Consider the following 21,118-nt stretch of genomic DNA (forward strand, 5'->3'; position numbering starts at 1 on the left):
GAGGCAAGAACAATGGCAAGAACAACTTATCAAGACTTATTGGATGCAGGTGTACACTTTGGTCACCTTACCCGTAAATGGAATCCAAAAATGGCTCCTTACATTTTCATGGAGCGTAATGGAATTCACATTATAGATTTAAATAAAACTTTAACTAAAACTGAAGAAGCTGCGGCTGCGATTAAACAAATCGTAAAATCAGGACGTAAAGTATTATTTGTTTCAACAAAAAAACAAGCAAAAGGAATCGTAGCTGAGCAAGCTAAAAAAGTAAACATGCCTTTCGTAACCGAGCGTTGGTTAGGTGGTATGTTAACTAACTTTGCTACAGTACGTAAGTCAATCAAAAAGATGGTTACCATCGATAAAATGACTAAAGACGGTACTTATGCTATTTTATCTAAAAAAGAGCGTTTGATGATTCAGCGTGAGCGTATTAAATTAGAATCACTTTTAGGTGGTATTGCTGATTTAAATCGTTTACCAGCAGCTTTATTCTTAATTGATGTTAAGAAAGAGCACATTGCGGTAACTGAAGCGTTAAAATTAAACATCCCAACTTTTGCGATGGTTGATACAAACTCTGACCCTTCAAACATCGATTTCCCAATCCCGGCGAATGATGATGCTACAAAATCTATCTCATTAATTACTGATGTAATTATTAAAGCGATTGAAGAAGGTTTAGACGAGCGTAAACGCGAAAAAGATGATGAAGCAGAAAAAGAAGCAGTAGCAGCTAAAACTGCAGCTGATGCGCCAGAGGTTAAAGAACCAAGACGTAAAAAAACTGCTGAAGCAGAAGTTGAAGCATCTTCATCAGAAGAAACTAAAACAGAAGAATAGTAATATTTTTTAATTGCAGGTTACTGGTTTCAGGTTTTAAGTTGGCTTAACATGAGTTTAACTTGGCGCTTGTAACTTGTAACCTGTAATTGTTATAAACAAGATCGTAAATTTTAAAAAAGAAATAAAATGTCTACAGTACAAATTACTGCCGCTGATGTAAATAAACTACGCCAACAAACTGGTGCTGGTATGATGGATTGCAAAAAAGCTTTAGTTGAAGCTAACGGCGATTTCGAAGCAGCTGTTGATTTATTGCGCAAAAAAGGTCAAAAAGTATCTGCTGCTCGTTCTGGTAATGCTACATCTGAAGGTTTGGTATCAATCGCTGTTTCAGCTGATGGTACAAACGGTAAATTAGTTGCTTTAGCTTGCGAAACTGAGCCAGTTTCTAAAGTTGAAGATTTCCGTAATTTAGCTCAAGCTGTTTTAGCTGCTGCGGTTGCTAACAATCCTGCTACTGCAGAAGAATTATCTGCAATTACTTTAGAAGATGGACGTACAGTTGCTGAAACGATTACTGAATTAACTGGTAAAATTGGCGAGAAAATCGTTATCCAGGAGTATGCAAATATCTCTGGCGAACAGGTTGTTTCTTATGTTCACTCTAACGGTAAAATGGGTGTTTTAGTAGTATTCCAAGGCGCTAACGGTGCTGATATTACTGAAGCTGGTAAAGATGTTGCAATGCAAATTGCTGCAATGAGCCCGGTTGCTGTTGATAAAGACGGTGTTGATCCGGCTACTATCGAGCGTGAAATCGAGATTGCTAAAGACGTTATCCGTCAAGAAGGTAAACCAGAAGAAATGGTTGAGAAAATTGCTGCTGGTAAATTAAATAAATTCTACAAAGACAGTACTTTACTAAACCAGGAGTTTGTTAAAGATGGTTCGATGGATGTTCGTAAATATTTAGATAACACATCTAAAGGTTTAACAGTAACAGCTTTCAAACGTGTTCAATTAGGCGCATAAGCATTAATAAAACATATAAAAATCCGTTCCGATGTAAAATTGGAACGGATTTTTTTTTGCGCTTAGATTTTGTTTTTTTAGTAAATGATAGCGTTATGTTCTTCGGCAATTGCAGCCCCGCTATTGTTCCAATCTTTTTGAAACTTCTGTCATTCTGAGGAACGAAGAATCTGTTTCATCGGGTGCTTCGTAACTCAGCATGACACCATATATTCAAGGTTGTTGCAACAAAAAGTATTTCCACGCTATCTGGTTTAATATACAAAGCAAATCACATTTGGGTTTAGCTTGTTGCCTTGCAAGTGTTAATTGTAGCAAAAACCCAGGTTATCTAAACGGGACTTAGTGGAAATCTTACGATTCTTCATCGGAAATTGGAACGAGAGCCCGACTAACTTTAATATTTCTACTGCATTTGCTTTCCAAAAAATCAATTGATTCATATTTGTAACTTAGCAGCTGTAAATAACCAACAATGCCTAATATATCTAATACGAGCTTTTACAGCAATGATGTTGTGAATGAAAACAAAACAATCAATATTGAAAACGGTAAAATTATATCTATAGCAGATTCGGAAACTGATGATTCTTTAACCGTTCCCGGATTTATTGATTTACAAATTTATGGTGCTGGCGGAAGATTGTTCTCAGCATCGCCAACAGTAGAATCGCTACAGATTATAGAAGATGATTTATTAAAAAAAGGTACAACTGGTTTTTTGGCTTGCATGGCAACTAACACACCAGAAGTTTTTAACGAGTGTATTAAAGCAGCAAAAGAACATCGTTCAACCGCAAAAAATTGTTTAGGCTTACATTTAGAAGGTCCGTTTTTAAACCCGCAACGTTTAGGTGCCCATATTCCAGAATTTGTTCGCAAAGCAAATTTAGATGAAATTAAAGAGCTTTTAGATTTTGGAGATGGTGTTATTAAAATGATGACGATTGCTCCGGAACTTCAGGATGATAAAGTAATTAGTTATTTATTGGATAATGGTGTTGTGGTTTCATTGGGCCATAGCAACGCAACATTTGACGAAGCTACAAGTGCTTATAACAAGGGTATTCAAACCACCACGCATTTATTCAACGCCATGAGCCCGATACATCACCGTGAGCCTGGAATACCAACGGCTGTCTTCAATCATAATAAAGCAGTTGCAAGTATTATCGCCGATGGACAACATTTGGATTTTGAAGTCGTAAAATTTGCAAAGAAACTATTAAAAGAAAGATTGTTTCTGATAACAGATGCGGTAACCGAATGTAATAATGGACCATACCAACACGTAAAAAGTGGCGACAAATTCGTAATGCCAGATGGAACTTTATCAGGTTCTTCACTAACGATGTTACAAGCTGTTAAAAATTGTGTAGAGCATTGTGATATTTCTTTACCAGAAGCTTTAAAAATGGCGACAACTTATCCGGCTAAACTAATCGGTATTGAAAAATTAACCTGCGAAATTGCGGTTGATAAATCAGCAGATTTATTGGTTCTTGATGAGCAATTAAACTTAAAGCAAGTCATATTTAAGGGCGAATTAATTTAATTAAACCTTTAGCATTAAAACTTTCCAACATTAAAACAATTATCCTATTTTTGAGGTCATGAAATACAAACGCATCCTACTAAAGCTTAGCGGCGAATCGCTAATGGGCGACAAACAATACGGTATTGATAATGAACGTGTTAAACAATATGCTGAAGATATCAAAGCTGTACACGATAAAGGATTAGAAATAGCAATCGTTATAGGTGGCGGGAATATTTTTAGAGGTTTAAGTGCCGAAAAAAGTGGAATGGACAGAGCGCAGGCCGATTACATGGGCATGTTAGCAACTGTAATTAACTCAATGGCATTACAAGATGCCTTAGAAAAAGTTGGTTTGAAAACCCGCTTATTAACTGCAATCAAAATGGAGCAAATTTGCGAACCATTTATCCGCAGAAGAGCTGTTCGTCACTTGGAAAAAGGACGTGTGGTAATTTTTGGAGCCGGTACGGGAAACCCATATTTTACAACTGATTCTGCAGCTGCTTTAAGAGCAATTGAAATTAAAGCCGACGCAGTTTTAAAAGGAACACGAGTTGATGGTATTTACACCGCAGATCCGGAAAAAGATCCGTTGGCGACTAAGTACGATGAAATAACTTTTAAAGAAGTTTATGCAAAAGGGCTAAACGTAATGGATATGACCGCATTTACATTATGTGAAGAAAACCAGGTTCCGATTATTGTGTTTGACATGAATAAGCATGGTAATTTTATGAAGATTGCTAATGGTGAACCAATTGGTACTTTGGTAAAATAAGCGTTTAAATTTTTATTATTTTTGTAGAAATACACACATTATGAACGAACTCATAGAATTACAATTAATGGATGCTCAATCTTCGATGGAGAAAGCAATCGATCATTGTGAAGCTGAATTAACTAAAATTAGAGCTGGTAAAGCATCAGCAGGAATGCTAGATGGTATTTTTGTTGATTATTACGGTGCATCTACTGCTTTGGCTCAAGTGGCGAGCATTAATACGCCTGATGCAAGAACGATTGTGATTCAACCTTGGGAAAAAGCTTTGCTTGTGCCAATTGAAAAAGCTATTCAGGTAGCAAATATTGGTATTAACCCACAAAATGATGGTATAGTTATTCGTTTGGTTGTACCGCCATTAACTGAAGAACGTAGAAGAGACTTAGTTAAAAAAGTAAAAGAAGAAGCTGAACGTGGTCGTATTACTGTTCGTAATATTCGTAAAGATGCAAACACTAAAATCCAAAAATTAAAAGGCGAAGGTGTTTCTGATGATGAAATTAAAACAGGTCAAGGCGAAGTGCAAAAACTAACTGATGCATATATTGTAAAGGTTGATAAACACGCAGAAGCTAAAGAAAAAGATGTAATGACAGTTTAACTGCTTTACGATTTGATATTTGAAGGGAACAAAGAGATTTGTTCCTTTTTTTGTTGTATAACGATTAAAAATGCCCCTAAAAAGAAAAAGAGCAACCCATCCGGGATTGCTCGATTAACTAACTTATTATTCATAAAAAATGCTGTTGGGGAAGGAGTCGAACCTTCAAGGGGTAGTTAGCTACAGTTCAAAAAATTAATTGTGGTCAACCCAATAAACTGCGTTTGTCCCATTATTCCCCACCACCGAGACAAGGAGGCGTGTCTGCCAATTTCACCACCCAACATTATTACTTAAGTTATAAGTTTTACGTTGTAAGTAATAAGTCAGTTTCCGAAATGCGAAACGTATAACTTAAAACTGTTAACTTATAACTTCAGTGCTGTAGGGGAAGGAATCGAACCTTCAAGGAGTGGTTAGCCGTTTCCGATTTTCCAAATTCTCCGCCACCGAGACAAGGAGGTGTGTCTGCCTGTTTCACCACCCTACAGTATGTTAAACAAATTGTTAAAGAACGTTCCTTTTTGTGATTTGCTTAATACAAATGTAAAGGAACAACTAATACCTTGCAAATATTTTAATCATTTAATTTTATTTTTATAATATTGATAATTTTATTTAAATTTGCTTATCAAAATCAGAAAATATGCTTAAAAAAGATAATTCCAATTTAGAAATTGACAACCTAGACATTGATATTTTAAAACAATTAATGCAGGATGCGACCAAACCATATACAGAAATTGCAAAAGATCTAATTGTTTCAGGCGGTACAATACACGTTAGAATGAAAAAATTGCAGGAAATGGGTATTATAAAAGGTTCGCATTTGATTATTGATCCACAAAAGGCTGGTTATGACATTTGTGCATTTCTTGGTATTTACCTTGAAAAAGGGATTCAGTACAAAGATGCTGTTGCACAATTAAGTAAAATTAAGGAAGTTGTAGAATTACATTATACCACTGGTGCTTACAGTATGTTCGCTAAAATTATTTGTAGAGATACAAATCATTTGCGCCATGTATTAAATGAAGAAATACAAGCAGTAAACGGTATTCAACGCACTGAAACTTTAATTTCGTTGGAAGAAAGTATTAAAAGGCAGATTGAGTTGGGTTAGTGGAGCAAAGATTAAGGAGCAAGGAATAAAGACTTAAGCGAACAACGGTAAATGCAGAACGAAATCTCTTACACAAATTTTGTTTATAGACCCGATTGGAGTGGGCACGAAGCCACAGCTTTTCCTGCTGTGGTTGAGTAAAACGGAAAGCGGGAAGAAACATCAATAGAAGTACGAACTTGCTCTTCTAAAGATTTTTCAAAACCATTAGCTTTTATTTCAGTAACTGATAAGCTATCAGCGCTGCAAAGTAAGCCATTGCCGTCATGTAAACCAATTGGATAACCGGCCATTTCCAGCCTTTAGTTTCGCGGTAAACAATTGCCACAGTACTCATACATTGCATAGCAAAGGCATAAAAAAGCATCAGCGAAATGCCAGTTGCGAACGAATAAACAGGTAAACCCGTACGATTATTTACGGAAGCAGCCATACGCTCTCTGATGGTTGATGTATCTTCATCGCCGCCATCAACACTGTAGATGGTTGCCATTGTGCCAACGAAGGCTTCACGGGCAGCAAATGAAGTGATTAAACCAATGCCAATTTTCCAATCGTAACCTAATGGGCGAATTGCTGGCTCAATCCAGTGGCCTAAAATTCCAACATAAGAATTTTCGAGTTTCTCAGTAGCGATTAAAGTTTCAATGTGTGCTGTATTTTTTGTGGTATCACTTAATGCTGACTTATATTTATTCTCAATGTTTTCAAAACGGTTGCCAGGTCCAAAAGATGCTAAGACCCATAAAATTATTGATATTGCGATAATTACCTTACCTGCCTCGAAAACAAAGGTTTTAGACTTTTCGTACATGGTAAATAGTACGTTTTTCCACCTTGGCATGCGATATATTGGCAATTCCATAATGAAGTAGGCTCTTTCTTTGGTTTTGATGATGAATTTCATAACCCAAGCCACCAAAACCGCAGCCACCAAACCCACCAAATACATAATCATTAAGGATAAACCTTGCAGACTGAAAATACCAAAAACGTTTTTTTCGGGGATAATTAGTGAGATAATTAAAATATAAACCGGTAGCCTGGCAGAGCAACTCACTAAGGGCGTAACCATGATGGTTATCATTCTATCCTTCCAGTTTTCGATATTTCTGGCCGCCATAATTGATGGTACAGCACAGGCTAAACCGCCAATCATCGGCACAACAGATTTGCCGTTTAAGCCAACTTTACTCATGATTTTATCCATCATAAAAGTAACCCTGGACATATAACCGGTATCTTCAAGTATAGAAATAAAAGCGAACAAAATGGCAATTTGCGGGATAAAAACAAATATTCCACCTAAACCGGCAACTACACCGTCTAAAACCAAATCGGTTAGCATCCCTGCCGGAAGGTATTGGTGACCAAGTTCTGTTATTAAACCAAATGTGCTTTCAATCAAATCCATTGGATAAGATGACCATGCAAAAATTGCATTAAAAATTACGAAAAGAATTAAGAGGAAGATACCAAAACCCCAAACTTTATGTGTTAAAATTGAATCCAGTTTATCGCTTAAAGTAAACTTTTTGGCTAACCCATTATCAGTAACAACTCCAGAAAGCAAAGTATTTAGATGCTTATACCTGGCAACGGTTTCTGCTGCCTGAACTTTTGAAGATTCAAATCTATGTGAACCCTCAATCTGCTCTATTTCATCTTGCTCTTGCGCTGTAAAAAACTTTAAATATTCGTGTTGATGCAAAACTTGCAAGGCATAATAATCGTTATCAGACTGCAACTTCGATTTAATTGCATTAATCGCATCAGGTGCCAAAATATTTACATCAACATCTTGAAACTGAGTAGCCACTTTATTTGTATTGGCAATAGCTTGCTTCAATTTATCGATACCGATATTATTACGGGCAGAGATAGAAACCACTTGAACGCCTAATTTTTGGGCTAACTTATCTAAATTGATATTTATCCCTTGCTTTTCAGATAAATCGATCATATTCAAAGCCAAAATCATTGGTATGCCCAAATCCGCAACCTGCGAATACAATAATAGATTACGCTTTAGGTTAGAAGCATCTGCAATTAAAACGATTACATCAGGAAAAGCGTCATTAGATTTATCGGCAAGCACCTGAAAAACAATGCTTTCATCAGCACTCTTTGGATACAAACTATAGGTTCCTGGTAAATCAATAATTTCGGCTTCCCTCCCATTACCAAGTTTTGTAAACCCTGTTTTTTTATCGACAGTGATGCCCGGGAAATTTCCAATCTTTTGGTTTAATCCTGTTAAACGATTAAACAGAGTAGATTTACCTGTATTGGGATTACCAACTAATGCAACTTTAATATTCAAACCAGCTTTATTTATAGTATGATAATGACATCGGCCTCGCTTTTACGCAAGCAAAGCTGATAACCTGCAACTCGAATTGCCATTGGATCTCCTAGCGGAGCAAAGCGCTCTACTTCTACAACTTCGCCAGGTAAACAGCCCATTTCCATTAATTTTACAGAAAGATCTAAATCTGTAAACGATGTAATGGTTCCCTTTTCGCCGACCTTTAATTGTGAAAGTTTCATTTGCATTGTTATTTATTTAACAACTAAATGCCGAAAAAAGCATCACTTGTTAATTTTGGTGCAATTTAGCCTTTCTTTAGATTTATTCCAAATAAGCGGGTAACAATCGTATGCCTTAAATCAATCCTTGACTGTAAGCTGATTAATTTCGACGACCACCGAAACCGCCACCTCGATTTCCACCGCCGTTACGTTGATCTCGCATCATATTCATATTTTTTCCGCCCATGCGATTAAGTGCGTATGTAAAAGAAAACATAAAATAACGTTTTAAAACATTGTAGCTTACATCCTGAATGGTGTTATTATTTGCTGTCCTTGTAATGCCTTGATTTTGATTCAGCAAGTCATTTACCGCCGCCTTAAGTGTTCCGCGGTTTTTAAATAAAAGCTTGCTGATGTAAGAATTTACCAATGTAAAGTGAGTATCGAACCCTTCTCCTCTACCAGTGTTTTGATTGTAATCTGCATCAATATTAAAACGGATATCGCCTGGAAAAAGATAACTTACACTCACATTCGGACTAAAAGTATAAAATCTTGTATTTGAATTTGGTTGTACAGAATAAGTAGCTCTGTTAATTGAGCCGTTTATACCTGCAGTTAAATCCAATTTATCTAAGTTAGATACCAATCGATAACCGTTGTTTATGCCCCAACTATTAGTTATGTTTTTTAATGTATTAGTAAAATTCACATCACGATCGTAGTTTCCGCCGATATTGATATGAAAGTTTAATTTATTTTCTGGCAAAAATGGTAAACTTAAGGAAGATGAAATACTTCCTGAGTAAGTTCCATTTACGTTTACTGGTAAAATAGCAAGTTTACCCTGATCTATTCCACTTTGAATTAAACTACTACTGTTTGCAATTCTATTTAGCGTTTGAGTTAGATTTAAATTAACAAAAAGCGACCGATTCTTGCCAACCGTAAATGTATTATAAGCTATACGAAGATTATTATTGAACTCAGGTTTTAAATCGGGATTACCAACCGGAATACTTTGTGTATTTGTATTATTTGGAATAGGCTGTAATTGTTGAATGGTTGGCTGATTTGTAGAACCTCTATAATTAATAACCAAACGTTTACTATTACTAAAATTATAGCGATACATTGTCGATGGTGTATAATTGAATACATTTTGCTTTAAGGTAAAGCCTTGCGTTAAATTATCATTTGTACGGTCGGTATTTTGCACAGCCATACCCACGTTCCAGTTAAACTTTTTGCCGTTTCCGTTAAAACTGAAACCTGCGGTATTGGTTAAAATTGTATTCTCGTAAGAATTGCTGTAGGTTAAATCTAAAATATCATATTGTAACGTTGCCGGATTAAAGTTGTATGTAAACCTATCGGATGTATTATGATTATACCCATTCTGATAATTCAGCTCCAAATTTAAAGTTTTGGATAATGGTTCGGTATAAACAATCCTCGTGCTTTGATTGATGGATTCGGTAGTCTGATCGTTAAGCTGATTTGTAATTTTTTGAGTTGTTACTCCTGCATTGGTGGTATTATCTACAATGTTGTTATAATTATCAGCATGGTTATTGTTAATGCTGGTATTTAAGTTTAACGAAAGCGTTCTACCTCTGCGTTTAAATTTCCTCCTTAATAAAATATTATTATTTATTGATGGTGATGCATTTTTGTTATTTAAAGCTTGCGTTCCATTTGTAGTATAGGTGCTATAATCCCTGGTATAGATACTATTATTCGAACTCTCATTATTAGTGTAGCTAAGCGTTGGCTGAATTCTTAAAGAGGTTAGCGAATCTATCTTGGTATCAACCATAAAATTTAAGCGATGATTTAATCGATTAGATACATTGTTCTGATTATTATTAAAAATAGTAGTAATGTCTCCCAGAAGATTCTGCGTAACGCTATTTCTAAGCACAAGATTCTCGGTTTTATTGAAGAAATAGCTGGCATTAATTTGAGTTTGATCTGAATAGGTATCTGCAAAATTAAAACCCAAAGCATTTGTTGTTGTAATACCAGTTCCTCTGCCACCTGCACCACCATTACCACCTAAACCACCACCAAAGTTCTGCTTATTTACATTATTAAATTGCGCAACCAAACTCATCTGTTGGTCTTGATTAAAGCGATTTAAATTTGCGTTCGCATCGTATCTATCATCCGAGCCATAACCAATACTTGTATTACCGAAATAACCGTTTTTCTTATTTTTTCTTGTGGTGATGTTAATAATCTTAGTTCTGGTTCCATCATCAACACCTGTAAACTGCGCTTGGTCTGAAAGTTGGTCGATAACTTGTATTTTATCAACCATATCTGCCGGAAGGTTTTTTGTAGCCAATAATGGATCATTACCAAAAAACTCCTTTCCATCAACCATAACTTTGGTTATTGTTTCTCCTTGTGCTTTTACGGCTCCAGCTTTATCAACCTCAACACCTGGAAGCTTTTTTAACAAATCTTCAACAACTGCATTTTCCACCGTTTTAAAAGAACTGGCATTAAATTCAAGCGTATCTTTTTTAACTACGATTGGTGGTACTTCGGCTTTAATTTCTACCGTTTGTAAATCAATGGCGCTTCCATCTAACACAATATCGCCCAATGCAACATCGCTTTTATCAGCAGAAATAGAAAAATCCTTATTGTTATTTTTTAATCCAATGAAGGCAGCGTAAATTTTATAATTACCAAACTGCAAATTTTTAAAAGCAAATTTACCATCTGCACTTGTTGTTCCTGAAACTACTGTACTTGAATCCTTTAGGTTTTTAATTACGATTGAAGCATAATCTAAAGGCTTTTTATCTTTTGATTGAACGATGCGTCCGCTTACCGTTCCGGATTTTTGTTGTGCAAATGTTGATAGGCATAAAAAAAGTAAGAGGCAGGTAAAAAATATTTTCATTTGGTTAACGAGTAGTTGTGTGTTATTGACTGCCAACCTACCAAAAGGTTTGTTTTACAAAAAGTAACAAATGGAATACAAATAAAGCCTACCATTTAAAATGATAGGCCTTTAAAGAATTTATTAATGCGAAATAACTGTCTTTACTAAAATCTCATACGTGGAGCACCACCGCCCATTCCAGGCATTTGCACATCATTACCGATATTTCTACCACCAATACGTGTTAGTGAATATGTAAACGAGAACATGTAATAACGTTTTAATACATTATAATTTAAATCGGTAATTGTATTTGCAGTTGCTGTACGACTAATCCCTTGGTTTTGGTTTAAAGCATCGTTAACAGATAATTTAAATGTACCACGGTTTTTGAAAAACTGGCGACTAACATAAGCATTAACCAAAGTAAAATCGGTATTGAAGCCTTCTCCTCTACCTGTGTTTTTCATATAATCTAAATCAACGGCTAAACGAATATTTCCTGGGAATAAATAAGAAACATCAAAACTTGGGTTTAAAGTAAAGAACCTTGTATTTGAGTTTGGCGTTGCAGAGTAGGTTGCTCTTGTAACTGTACCGCCAATTCCTGCGGTTAAATCAAGTTTATCTAAGTTGGTTACAAACCTGTAATTATTGGTTAAACTCCAGTTGTTGGTAATGTTATCTATACCACTTGTAATGTTTGTACCTCTAGAAAAATTTCCACCCAAAGTTGCATTTAAGTTTAATTTATTGTTAGGAAGAATTGGCTGACCTAAAACCACATTTGCATTACCGCTATAATTTCCATCAACATTTATAAAAGTTGAGGCAATTTTACCATAGTTAATATCTGCTGGATTTGTAATAACCGATTGACTTGAAGCAAATGCATTAAACGTTTGTGTTAAGTTTAAAAACACGGCGAAGAAACGCATTTTCGCGAAAGCAAAATTATTATAACGAACACTTAATGTATTGTTAAATGCAGGTTTTAAATCTGGGTTACCTAAAATCACAGATTGTGTATTTGTATTATCCGGAATTGGTTGAATTTGGTCAATGGTTGGTTGCTGCGTTGTACCTCTGTAGTTTATAAATAATCTTTTACTATTGCTAAAATTATACCTAAACTGCGCAGATGGTGTAAGGTTGATAAAGTTTTGGGTAAATACCACACCAGTAGTCAAGTTAGTATTCTCTCTGTTGGTTTGTTGTCCGGCAACACCAATATTCCAATTGTATTTTTTCTGTGTTACAGTATAACTCACACCAGCAGCATTTGTTAACGTCTGGTTTTCAAAATGATTGGAATAGGTATTATCCACCAAATCAAAATTACCCGTTGCTGTATTAAAATTGAAAATATTTCTATCTGATGTACTGTTGATGATACCGTTTTGATAGTTCAATTCTAAGCTGGTTGTTTTGGATAAGGGCTCGGTATATACAACTCTTGTTGTATTGCTGATATTGCTGCTACTTAAATCATTTAGCTGATTTGTTAGCTTTTGTGTTGTAGCACCATTAATTGTACTATTTTCTAAAATATAGTTAATGTTGTCAGAATCGCTATCGTTAATTGATGTATTAATGTTTAAAGATAACGTACGACCTCTACGCTTAAACTTTTTACGAACCAATATATTGTTGGTGATAACAGGCGTTGAATTATCTGTTGTGAAATTCTGATTACCTACCGTATTTGTAATTCCGCTAGCGATAACATTATTTCTATTATAATTTTGAAGACTTAATCCGCTATTTTCGGTGTAAGCAACATTTGGTTGAATTTTGATACTTGTAGTAGAATCTAGTTTTGTATCAATCATAAAATTAAATCTATGATTCGTTCTATCGCTATTACTGTTTAAATAATTGTTTACATTCTGAGAAGAATTACCTAGCAAAGTTTGTGTATTACTGGTTTGCTCATTAAATACAGAAGCTTTATTAAAGAAGTAACTTCCTTGAATTTGCGTACCATCTTTATAAGTATCGCCAAAGTTTAAACCCGCAGCATTTGTAGTGGTGATACCCCCGCCGCCTGATGTTGTATTACCACCGCCGCCGCCAAAACCACGACCGCCGTTTCCACCGCCACCAAATCCATTACCCTGACCGCCGCCGCCGCCAAAGTTTTGCTTGTTTACATTATTAAATTGCCCGATAAAACTGAATTGCTGGTCGTTATCGAATTTATTTACATTCAAGCTAGCATCGTAACGGTCGTTTGTTCCGTAACCTACTGTACTATTTCCAAAGTAACCCTTTTTCATGCCACTTTTGGTCGTAATATTTAAGATTTTACTACGTGTACCATCATCAACACCTGTAAATTGTGCTTGCTCAGACAGTTCATCAATAACCTGAATTTTATCGACCATATCCGCAGGTAGGTTTTTTGTCGCCAATAATGGGTCGCTACCGAAAAACTCTTTACCATCTACCTTCACACGTGTTACCGTTTCGCCACCAGCTTTAATGCTTCCGTCTTTAGCAACTTCCACACCCGGAAGTTTCTTTAAAACATCTTCTACAACTGCGTTTTCCCTAACCTTAACCGACTTTGCATCGTATTCTAAAGTATCTTTTTTAACCACAACGGTTGGTACCTGAGCGGTAACGTTTACATCATTAAGGTTTAAGCCATCATCATCCATCGCTATATCACCAACATTTACTGCTGCCTTTGCTACAGTAATATTTTTATTGGTTGTTTTTAAACCTAAAAATGCTGCTATAACTCTGTAATTACCTGCCGGGATGTTTTTAAAACTGAAAGTTCCATCAGGATTTGATTGACCAGAAGCCACGATAGACGAGTCTTTTAAACTTTTAACTGCAATAGTTGCATAATCGACTGGTTTTTTATCTTTCGCATTAATAACGCGACCATTAATTGCCCCGCCATTTTGCGCTTGAGCAAAGTATCCACAAAAAATAAGAACAAGGAATATTGCTCTTCGAACGTAAATTTTCATCAAAATTTGAATATAATTAATACAAAACTATGCTATCAGACTAAGGGATTGCTGAAAGGTTTGTTAAGGTGTGTTAAAAACAAGGTAACATTTTAAATACAGCAACAATGGAGCATGCCAAACTGCGATTTAGAATGTTATTTATTTTGGGATGGGTAGGACTTATAATACACTTTAGGGCAATTGCAACCCTTTTTGAAGATGCTGCAACTACTTAAGGTTAATACAATTAATAAACAGATTAAACTAATTGGTTTTTTCATTAAAATTTAATTTATGTAACAAAACATAACTAAATACTGCCATAAAACAGCCTAACATATCGCATGTAAAATCCCACCATTCGGCAGAGCGATAAGTAAACACTTTCCATTGCAATAACTCAATACCGCCACCAATTATTGCATTTATCAGTATTATTTTAAAAATTGTTAAGGTTCTGAAACCAAAGCTATGCTGATAATTGATTTTTCCATAAAATAACAGAACTGATAAAATGTAAAAGAAACCCAGATGAGCCATTTTATCAAATCCGATAAAGAAAAAACTAGAGCCTTCTTTCTCAGGCAGATGAATATTACAAAGCACCAAAGTCACAGCTGTCCATAAAATGGCCCATTTCTGTGTTTTTAGTGCTTTGAACAATGTTGTAGAATTAGGCACCAACTAATGCTTGATAAGCTTCAGCAGTAAGTAGTGCATCTACATCAGCAGCGTTTGATAATGAAACTTTCACCATCCAGCCTTTACCATATGGGTCAGAATTTACCAATTCAGGATTATCGTTTAATTCAGCATTAATTTCTAAAACTGTACCAGCAATCGGCATAAATAAATCAGAAACAGTTTTAACAGCTTCTACAGTACCAAAAACTTCTTCAGCAGCTACTTCAGTACCAACGCTATTGATATCTACATAAACGATATCGCCTAGTTCACGCTGTGCAAAATCAGTAATACCGATATAAGCTTCGTTTCCTTCTACTTTAACCCATTCGTGGTCTTTAGTATATTTTAATTCTGATGGAAAATTCATTTGTTTGTAATTATTTGTTTATCAATAAGTTATGTTTCCTATTTTTTATGTGTTGCACACATAATTGCAAACATTTTAAATCCTTAAGAGGTTTGCTAGGTTCAAAAGTACAATTTAGTTTTGCTTTTAGCAATTGTAGTATAGGTAACATTTTATTGAGCATCCACCGCGCCATCTTCCAGCCATTTGACTAAATCTGACTTTCGGAAATAAAGCTTACCCATTTTTTTAATGTGAGGTATTGTTTTGCGATGCGTCATAATCTGAAAAGCACCTCGAGTAGAACTTAAGAAAGCTGCAGCTGCTTCAATTTTAAGATACGATTCTTCTACATTAGCATTATTCTCCAAATTAACCAAACGCTCATCAATCTGATCAAGCCTAGCAATTATTATTTCAAAAGAATTCTCAATATCGTAACTTAAGCAGCTTTAGACTTAAGGGCCAGAGCATTAATCCTGGATAAAATAAATGGAGCGATGTTGCAGTTATCTTCAGGAACAAACATACCATCCAGCTCTACCAGATGGCCTTTATTAATTCCATCAACGAAGATTTGGCATTTTACAATATCAGCTTGGATCTTAGTTAGGACAATGACTTCGCTATTTAAAAATAAAATTCTGGTTTTGCTTTTAGTAAACATAGTTCAGGTTGATAGGTTGCCAATCTTTTACAAGATGCATACCATTTTCAGCCTTGATTATATTTAAGTCATTCGCTTAAAGAATAATGTTGCCCCAAGCTTAGATAGTGTACAATGTACACAACCCAAAGGAGTGGTTTTGCATTCACGATCTCCCCCGCCTGTGTCAAGACCGGCGACAATTCAAATCATGTCAGCATTTGTCAGCATCTAACCATAATATTTAATAACAATCTTGGCTTGAATGTCAACTTTTGACAAGTTGTATTTTCTGATTTTATGTAAACAAATGTCAACATTTGTCAACATGGATGGTCCATCCCCAGCGCACATAATTGACCGTAGTAAAATCTTCAACACACTAGAAATTGAGGTTTTATGTCAAGTTTTGACAAGTTTTCGAAGGACTTCAGCAGGAGGCCGCAGCAAACAATTGTTGAAAGTAGGTAACGTTTAGTAAGGTTTTACTATTAAAAACTACCAGTTATCAGCAGCCTTTCAACATCTTCATGAGTTATTCTATCAACCCGGCTTTTCCAAATTAATAGCTTTTTGTACTTCTTAGTAATGCTTCCTTTATAAAACTTCTTCAAATGTTTTTCGCTAAGCTGTTTATAAACATCATTAGGTCCGAGAAGATAACCAAATAGCTTATCCATATCCCATGATTTATGAGATAAGGTCTGTGTTCTATAAATACCATCAATAGCGGACTGATGGATAAAAACTCTGCCATTGAAATAAAGCTTTCTCGCAAGCTTATCAGTTTGCGGGCATACGAAATACCATATTAAACCACCATTAGCAAGGTTGGACTTCTTTGATACAACGTCAATAAAATAATTTATAGGTTCGCCATTGCATGTGTAGATCAATTCAACTAGGCCAGTTCCGGCAGCAATACTCTTGAGACTATGGACACCAACCTTTGCACGCATTTTGAAGTTTTCACTCCAAACTAAATTCCCTTTGGCTTGCTTGCCAGGATCAATATATCCTCCTTCAATAAGCCTGGACATATTTAACCGTTTTACATCATCAAAAATCGTTCGGCCTTGAGTGGGATATGGCATAAATTGAAATATTTTTTTTCAAATGAAGCCTAAATAATTAAGGAATTTTAACTTTATCTTCAATGTAGCTGCGGTGGTAATACTTTGATATGGGCGGGTTATTGATAATATCTCAGGTTTTATGAAGCTTTCTTTACTAATTACCAAAATATCCCCCTTTTTTTGTGTTGGACTGTGTGGGATTTTCGCCTGTTATTCGCCCGTTAAAAGTGCAGTTTATGCATGTATTTTGCCTGTTAAATGTATTAAATTTGGTAATAGGTCAACAAAGAAATACCAAACTTATCCCGAAGCATTATTGCCACCTTCCCCATCGGATTTATTATATGCACTTTTGAAGGTTTTACCTTTCTATATGTTATCGAAACCCTGCGAGTTCGGTGATGAACTTCTCCATTAATTACATCCTTTTTTCTTGGAGGTATTCCGTGTGTCCATTTTTTTCGGGCATCATCTTGCATAATATACATTGAGCGCTGCGGGACTTCAATATCAATGACTTCAAGATTTTTACCTTTTATAAACCGCATCACACAACTGCTTCCTAAATTAATACCGCAAATTTGGTTTTCGTAATAATTTCTGTCTTTGTGGGGCCGGATGCCTTCGCCTGGGAGATATTCATTTATGATCACCTGATCCGGTTGAATGTCGAGCAAATTCTTCGAAACAATCTCCTGAGACAATTGCAATATTTTTTGAGGTATGGAAACAGGTATTTGTATCAAATCATACGGCTCTTCAAGTTCATTTCTAAAACCATAATATTGAAGCCTTCGTGCATAATCGACCATCCATATTTGGCTATCAATTTCATCGAACATTTCTTGCTCCTGGTCGGCAGTAATAAAATCCTTGTATAAAAGTAATCCAGGCACTTGTGTTTCCATGGTATCATAACACATATGGAAACATTGAAGTTTTGCTAATCCGCATTTGAATTTTAGTTATCCTTATGAGTATAAATTCTTAATTTCTGTTCGATATTGAATAAATACGCATGTGACGACAACAAAATACTGTTTTTCAGATCATAACAGGCATGATACATTCGAAATGCTTAGATGCATATATTATCTTTACCTTTGAAAGGTAAGTCTGGAATTAACTGATTTGCAACTTAGATTATCGTCAAAAGCTTGCTCGATTAAAAGATGCTTTTGATAGAATTAAATTACCAAGGTATTAGCGGGTCAAAGTAGTGAGTTTAGCGATTTGCTTACTACTTTGCTCTGCAGATTTTAGTGTTAAATTCAGTAGCATTATTTACTTTAAACTCACAACTCTTATTAAAAAAATTCTATTCATCGACGATGAACCTTCGTTACTAGAGGTTGCGCCACTGATTTTTGATACATTCGATGTGCATGTTACAAGCGAATATGATTTAATATTTGACCTCATTGATAAAGTTGAACCTGATCTCATTATGCTTGATATTCTCCTAGGACCAACAAATGGCATTGATGTTTGTAACAGTATAAAGCAAAACGAGAAGTATTCAAATATTCCTGTTATTTTAATGACTGCTGGATTTCTACCAAATAAAAGTAAACTGTGTGAAGCTGATGGTTTCATTGAAAAACCTTTTAATATCGAGGACGCTGTTGCTATTGTTAACATGTTAACGAGGTAATGCTTAGCATTTTAAACTTACACCCTCGTTTGTATTCTAAAATTTACAAAACATATTTACCTGTATACAGGTAGTTAAGGTAATAAATCATCCTTTTAAATGTTTAGAATCCCCCCTAATGGAACAAGGATTATCCATCTTGAAGACCACACCATTAACATAACACGCTTAGACTTCAACACCTTTCAGTTTAGAATATACAATGGAGGAGACTATACTTGCAGAATTTTGTTTAGCAACAATGTTTGGTCTTTGCCGCAAGGTATAACTATTCCGGAAAAGGTGCGGGAATTTTTAGTAACCAACCTGAAGGTTCCTATAATTTCATAGAATTAGATACTGTCATTTAGTGTTATTCCAATTATTACTAAATTGTAAGGCAGCAAAATTATTTATCAGCATTTAAACATTACAACCTTTAAAAAACAATAAAGATATTTGTCTGTTGTGTTTTTCAATTCCTAAAGGATTAACTAGCCAATAATAATATCATAATGTTCAATAACTCGGATCCAGGTACCCGGATTGTTATGTATGACAATCGTACTATAATTGTAAGCCGAGTTGACCCAAAACTACCACAATTCCGAATTTATATTGATAGCTCATACTTTGGCATTCTAGAACTAAAGGGTGATGAATGGCTGCATACAACAAGTTTCATTTTGCCCAAAGGCGTGTTTAAGCTTATAGTTGAAAGATTAGCTGTGTGGAAATGGACACAATCACGCAGCGTATAATAGTCGCTGCGGTGGATAGAATAAGTTCTCACATCAAGAATTCATTTGACAAATATCAATAATCAATATGATAAAATCTAAGTAATGAGCAGTTCTGGCACTTGTAATTCTACAAGCTGTAGTCGTATTTTTGTGCGAAGGCCATCAGTTACCGAACATCGAACCTTTAGGATCTAAACTAGCAAGACTAGAGCGTAATGATTTGCTTATGTTATTGGGGCTTTTACTATTTATCTCACCTCGAGTGACTGCCTCCGAAAGCACTTCATGCTCGGTTTTCCTAGTATTACTCTAACCAAAAATGATTAATGCTTGCCCTCAATATAAACACCAACATAATGGCGCCAAATAGCGTAGCCTCCATAAGCGAAAACGAGAGAGAAAATGAAAAATATGAATCCCGTTTTATACCTGTTTATCGGCTTAAAACTAAAAAACGCTAGAGAGAAGCAAGCCCCGAATAAAGAAACGAAATAGCCGATTGTGCATATCCGATTAAACAATGCAAGATTTCTAACATAAATATTATTGGGATAGTATATTTCATTTGTTGGAATAACATTAGCACCGTCTTGGGCCGTAAACAACCCATCCCTCATGAAATAGTAAATACCTAAAGGTCCTACAAAGGGCATTATTGAAAATAATAATAACTGCAATGCACAATAGGATATGATAACAATATAGATTATTTTGAGAGCTTTCATCGTGGACTAAATCAGGTTGCACTAAAATTAACTATTTCTTTTTTATGTTCATTATCCGCTACACGCTTGCCCGCGTGTATGGACTCAAAAAACTCAATTATTTTTAACTCTATGTTGAAAATTATCGCAGGCAATTTTAATTATTGTGTAGGAAATGACTAATATTATACATGGATAAATTAAGCCTACACGAAACATTCAGAATTTATTTACCTGGCTTGTTATTCTGCATAACCTCCTATGCCCTGTTTTTAGATACCACTAAAGAAATTGGGCAGGTTTTAATCCCAGCCCTATTTGTAGGGTTTGCGATAAACGTACCTCTATACACAATTGGAAAGTTCTTTTTCAATTATATCAATGACCGTTATACAATCAACATTAATAGAATAGAAAGAACTTTCGAACAACATCAATCAAACATTTTGAGACAGAAGCACAAACAATTTAAAGCCCAACTAGGTGAGTACGATATTGATATTGATGACGTTACAAAACTAGGGTTAATGTTCAGTACACAGGCTCTTTTGTCAAGAAATTATGATGGTTCAGAAACATCATCATTTCGGATGCCCAAATCGCTGGGAGTGATGTGTTTTAATTTCTCTATACTATCATTGGCAATACCTATTGTCTTTTTACTTTATGCTTTGATAACTTTAAATGCATCAAAAGAAAAAACGTTCAGGTCTTTGATGATTTCATTGGCTCTATCTTCAAAGTCTGCAAGCTTCTTTTTTGCCTTCTGCATATCGACATCATTATTCATGTTCCGGCCAGTAAGCAACTTTGCATAATCCTTTTCAGTAAATGAATAACCGGTATTTATAAAGATAGATTTTCTCTGATGAGAAATACGAAGCCTTACGCGGTAAGTGCCATCAATCAATTCAAACCTTTTATCAAGAAACTTTGCAACGTTAGCCATAGCCAAAATTAACCACTTGCACACACAATTGCAAACATATTGCACACATACTAAAACACCCACAAATA

The 21,118-nt window shown here is 35.3% G+C and carries 19 protein-coding genes and 2 tRNA genes; 8 read left to right on the forward strand and 13 right to left on the reverse strand.

The genetic code is table 11. The features are described from left to right. Positions 1-12: 12 nt before the first annotated feature. From rpsB to frr, 5 genes are all read left to right on the forward strand, one after another. The gene (gene rpsB, locus QWY86_RS02845) at positions 13-846 is read left to right on the forward strand and encodes a 30S ribosomal protein S2 (RefSeq protein WP_290238544.1); all 834 of its coding nucleotides are present in this window, start codon (positions 13-15) and stop codon (positions 844-846) included. Between the two features lie 129 nt (positions 847-975). After that, positions 976-1,821 carry a translation elongation factor Ts gene (gene tsf, locus QWY86_RS02850; protein WP_290238546.1) on the forward strand — a complete coding sequence of 282 codons (846 nt, stop codon included), beginning with the start codon at positions 976-978 and terminating at the stop codon, positions 1,819-1,821. A gap of 475 nt (positions 1,822-2,296) precedes the next feature. Then, positions 2,297-3,376, forward strand: coding sequence for an N-acetylglucosamine-6-phosphate deacetylase (gene nagA / locus QWY86_RS02855; RefSeq protein ID WP_290238548.1), 1,080 nt, complete (start codon positions 2,297-2,299; stop codon positions 3,374-3,376). A gap of 58 nt (positions 3,377-3,434) precedes the next feature. Continuing rightward, positions 3,435-4,139 carry a UMP kinase gene (pyrH, locus tag QWY86_RS02860; RefSeq protein WP_290238549.1) on the forward strand — a complete coding sequence of 235 codons (705 nt, stop codon included), beginning with the start codon at positions 3,435-3,437 and terminating at the stop codon, positions 4,137-4,139. A gap of 40 nt (positions 4,140-4,179) precedes the next feature. Further along, on the forward strand, positions 4,180-4,743 hold the full coding sequence (gene frr / locus QWY86_RS02865) for a ribosome recycling factor (RefSeq protein WP_290238552.1): 564 nt from the start codon (positions 4,180-4,182) through the stop codon (positions 4,741-4,743). Between the two features lie 142 nt (positions 4,744-4,885). On the opposite strand, the gene QWY86_RS02870 is transcribed toward frr, so the two are convergent. Both QWY86_RS02870 and QWY86_RS02875 read right to left on the reverse strand, forming a co-directional pair. Next, a tRNA-Asp gene (locus QWY86_RS02870) sits at positions 4,886-5,029 on the reverse strand. Positions 5,030-5,125: 96 nt separating this feature from the next. After that, positions 5,126-5,233: transfer RNA gene (locus tag QWY86_RS02875), tRNA-Asp, on the reverse strand. A 156-nt stretch (positions 5,234-5,389) separates the two neighbouring features. On the opposite strand from QWY86_RS02875, the gene QWY86_RS02880 reads away from it, so the two are divergent. Further along, positions 5,390-5,866 carry an Lrp/AsnC ligand binding domain-containing protein gene (locus tag QWY86_RS02880; RefSeq protein WP_025145395.1) on the forward strand — a complete coding sequence of 159 codons (477 nt, stop codon included), beginning with the start codon at positions 5,390-5,392 and terminating at the stop codon, positions 5,864-5,866. Between the two features lie 214 nt (positions 5,867-6,080). Here the strand turns inward: QWY86_RS02880 and feoB are convergent, their stop codons facing one another. The 10 genes from feoB to QWY86_RS02930 all read right to left on the reverse strand — a co-directional run bounded on the left by feoB (position 6,081) and on the right by QWY86_RS02930 (position 17,929). Continuing rightward, positions 6,081-8,189 (reverse strand): ferrous iron transport protein B, encoded by a 2,109-nt coding sequence (feoB, locus tag QWY86_RS02885; protein ID WP_290238562.1) that lies wholly within the window; start codon positions 8,187-8,189, stop codon positions 6,081-6,083. Between the two features lie 11 nt (positions 8,190-8,200). Further along, the gene (locus QWY86_RS02890; RefSeq protein ID WP_290238564.1) at positions 8,201-8,416 is read right to left on the reverse strand and encodes a FeoA family protein; all 216 of its coding nucleotides are present in this window, start codon (positions 8,414-8,416) and stop codon (positions 8,201-8,203) included. A gap of 142 nt (positions 8,417-8,558) precedes the next feature. Then, positions 8,559-11,318: an outer membrane beta-barrel family protein gene (locus QWY86_RS02895; RefSeq protein WP_290238566.1), complete on the reverse strand. Its 2,760-nt coding sequence runs from the start codon at positions 11,316-11,318 to the stop codon at positions 8,559-8,561. Between the two features lie 146 nt (positions 11,319-11,464). Further along, positions 11,465-14,284, reverse strand: a complete 2,820-nt coding sequence (locus QWY86_RS02900; RefSeq protein WP_290238568.1) for an outer membrane beta-barrel protein — start codon at positions 14,282-14,284, stop codon at positions 11,465-11,467. A 246-nt stretch (positions 14,285-14,530) separates the two neighbouring features. After that, the gene (locus tag QWY86_RS02905) at positions 14,531-14,929 is read right to left on the reverse strand and encodes a VanZ family protein (protein WP_290238570.1); all 399 of its coding nucleotides are present in this window, start codon (positions 14,927-14,929) and stop codon (positions 14,531-14,533) included. Between the two features lie 10 nt (positions 14,930-14,939). Then, positions 14,940-15,320: a glycine cleavage system protein GcvH gene (gcvH, locus tag QWY86_RS02910; protein WP_290238572.1), complete on the reverse strand. Its 381-nt coding sequence runs from the start codon at positions 15,318-15,320 to the stop codon at positions 14,940-14,942. Between the two features lie 152 nt (positions 15,321-15,472). Continuing rightward, positions 15,473-15,670 (reverse strand): helix-turn-helix domain-containing protein, encoded by a 198-nt coding sequence (locus tag QWY86_RS02915; protein WP_290238574.1) that lies wholly within the window; start codon positions 15,668-15,670, stop codon positions 15,473-15,475. 71 nt (positions 15,671-15,741) lie between these two features. Beyond that, positions 15,742-15,966 (reverse strand): hypothetical protein, encoded by a 225-nt coding sequence (locus tag QWY86_RS02920; protein ID WP_290238576.1) that lies wholly within the window; start codon positions 15,964-15,966, stop codon positions 15,742-15,744. Positions 15,967-16,436: 470 nt separating this feature from the next. After that, positions 16,437-17,039 carry a hypothetical protein gene (locus tag QWY86_RS02925; RefSeq protein WP_290238577.1) on the reverse strand — a complete coding sequence of 201 codons (603 nt, stop codon included), beginning with the start codon at positions 17,037-17,039 and terminating at the stop codon, positions 16,437-16,439. Between the two features lie 245 nt (positions 17,040-17,284). Then, a complete protein-coding gene (locus QWY86_RS02930; protein ID WP_290238579.1) occupies positions 17,285-17,929 on the reverse strand; it encodes an alpha-ketoglutarate-dependent dioxygenase AlkB in 645 nt (214 codons plus the stop codon). A gap of 311 nt (positions 17,930-18,240) precedes the next feature. Between QWY86_RS02930 and QWY86_RS02935 the strand changes: the two genes are divergently transcribed. Together QWY86_RS02935 and QWY86_RS02940 are read left to right on the forward strand one after the other, a co-directional pair. After that, positions 18,241-18,675: a response regulator gene (locus tag QWY86_RS02935; RefSeq protein WP_290238581.1), complete on the forward strand. Its 435-nt coding sequence runs from the start codon at positions 18,241-18,243 to the stop codon at positions 18,673-18,675. A 99-nt stretch (positions 18,676-18,774) separates the two neighbouring features. Continuing rightward, a complete protein-coding gene (locus tag QWY86_RS02940) occupies positions 18,775-19,005 on the forward strand; it encodes a hypothetical protein (protein ID WP_290238583.1) in 231 nt (76 codons plus the stop codon). A gap of 1,760 nt (positions 19,006-20,765) precedes the next feature. Here the strand turns inward: QWY86_RS02940 and QWY86_RS02945 are convergent. Continuing rightward, positions 20,766-21,050: a hypothetical protein gene (locus QWY86_RS02945; protein ID WP_290238585.1), complete on the reverse strand. Its 285-nt coding sequence runs from the start codon at positions 21,048-21,050 to the stop codon at positions 20,766-20,768. Positions 21,051-21,118 lie beyond the last annotated feature (68 nt).

This window comes from Pedobacter aquatilis (assembly GCF_030409415.1).
Classification (GTDB): domain Bacteria; phylum Bacteroidota; class Bacteroidia; order Sphingobacteriales; family Sphingobacteriaceae; genus Pedobacter; species Pedobacter aquatilis.

Bases quoted from the DNA above. Each gene is read 5' to 3' on its own strand.
- tsf (WP_290238546.1), top strand. From the start codon at position 976: ATGTCTACAGTACAAATTACTGCCGCTGATGTAAATAAACTACGCCAA.
- QWY86_RS02930 (WP_290238579.1), bottom strand. From the start codon at position 17,929: ATGGAAACACAAGTGCCTGGATTACTTTTATACAAGGATTTTATTACT.
- QWY86_RS02895 (WP_290238566.1), bottom strand. From the start codon at position 11,318: ATGAAAATATTTTTTACCTGCCTCTTACTTTTTTTATGCCTATCAACA.
- QWY86_RS02900 (WP_290238568.1), bottom strand. From the start codon at position 14,284: ATGAAAATTTACGTTCGAAGAGCAATATTCCTTGTTCTTATTTTTTGT.
- QWY86_RS02945 (WP_290238585.1), bottom strand. From the start codon at position 21,050: ATGGCTAACGTTGCAAAGTTTCTTGATAAAAGGTTTGAATTGATTGAT.
- QWY86_RS02920 (WP_290238576.1), bottom strand. From the start codon at position 15,966: ATGTTTACTAAAAGCAAAACCAGAATTTTATTTTTAAATAGCGAAGTC.
- pyrH (WP_290238549.1), top strand. From the start codon at position 3,435: ATGAAATACAAACGCATCCTACTAAAGCTTAGCGGCGAATCGCTAATG.
- QWY86_RS02925 (WP_290238577.1), bottom strand. From the start codon at position 17,039: ATGCCATATCCCACTCAAGGCCGAACGATTTTTGATGATGTAAAACGG.
- QWY86_RS02890 (WP_290238564.1), bottom strand. From the start codon at position 8,416: ATGAAACTTTCACAATTAAAGGTCGGCGAAAAGGGAACCATTACATCG.
- gcvH (WP_290238572.1), bottom strand. From the start codon at position 15,320: ATGAATTTTCCATCAGAATTAAAATATACTAAAGACCACGAATGGGTT.
- frr (WP_290238552.1), top strand. From the start codon at position 4,180: ATGAACGAACTCATAGAATTACAATTAATGGATGCTCAATCTTCGATG.
- QWY86_RS02940 (WP_290238583.1), top strand. From the start codon at position 18,775: ATGTTTAGAATCCCCCCTAATGGAACAAGGATTATCCATCTTGAAGAC.
- QWY86_RS02880 (WP_025145395.1), top strand. From the start codon at position 5,390: ATGCTTAAAAAAGATAATTCCAATTTAGAAATTGACAACCTAGACATT.
- rpsB (WP_290238544.1), top strand. From the start codon at position 13: ATGGCAAGAACAACTTATCAAGACTTATTGGATGCAGGTGTACACTTT.
- nagA (WP_290238548.1), top strand. From the start codon at position 2,297: ATGCCTAATATATCTAATACGAGCTTTTACAGCAATGATGTTGTGAAT.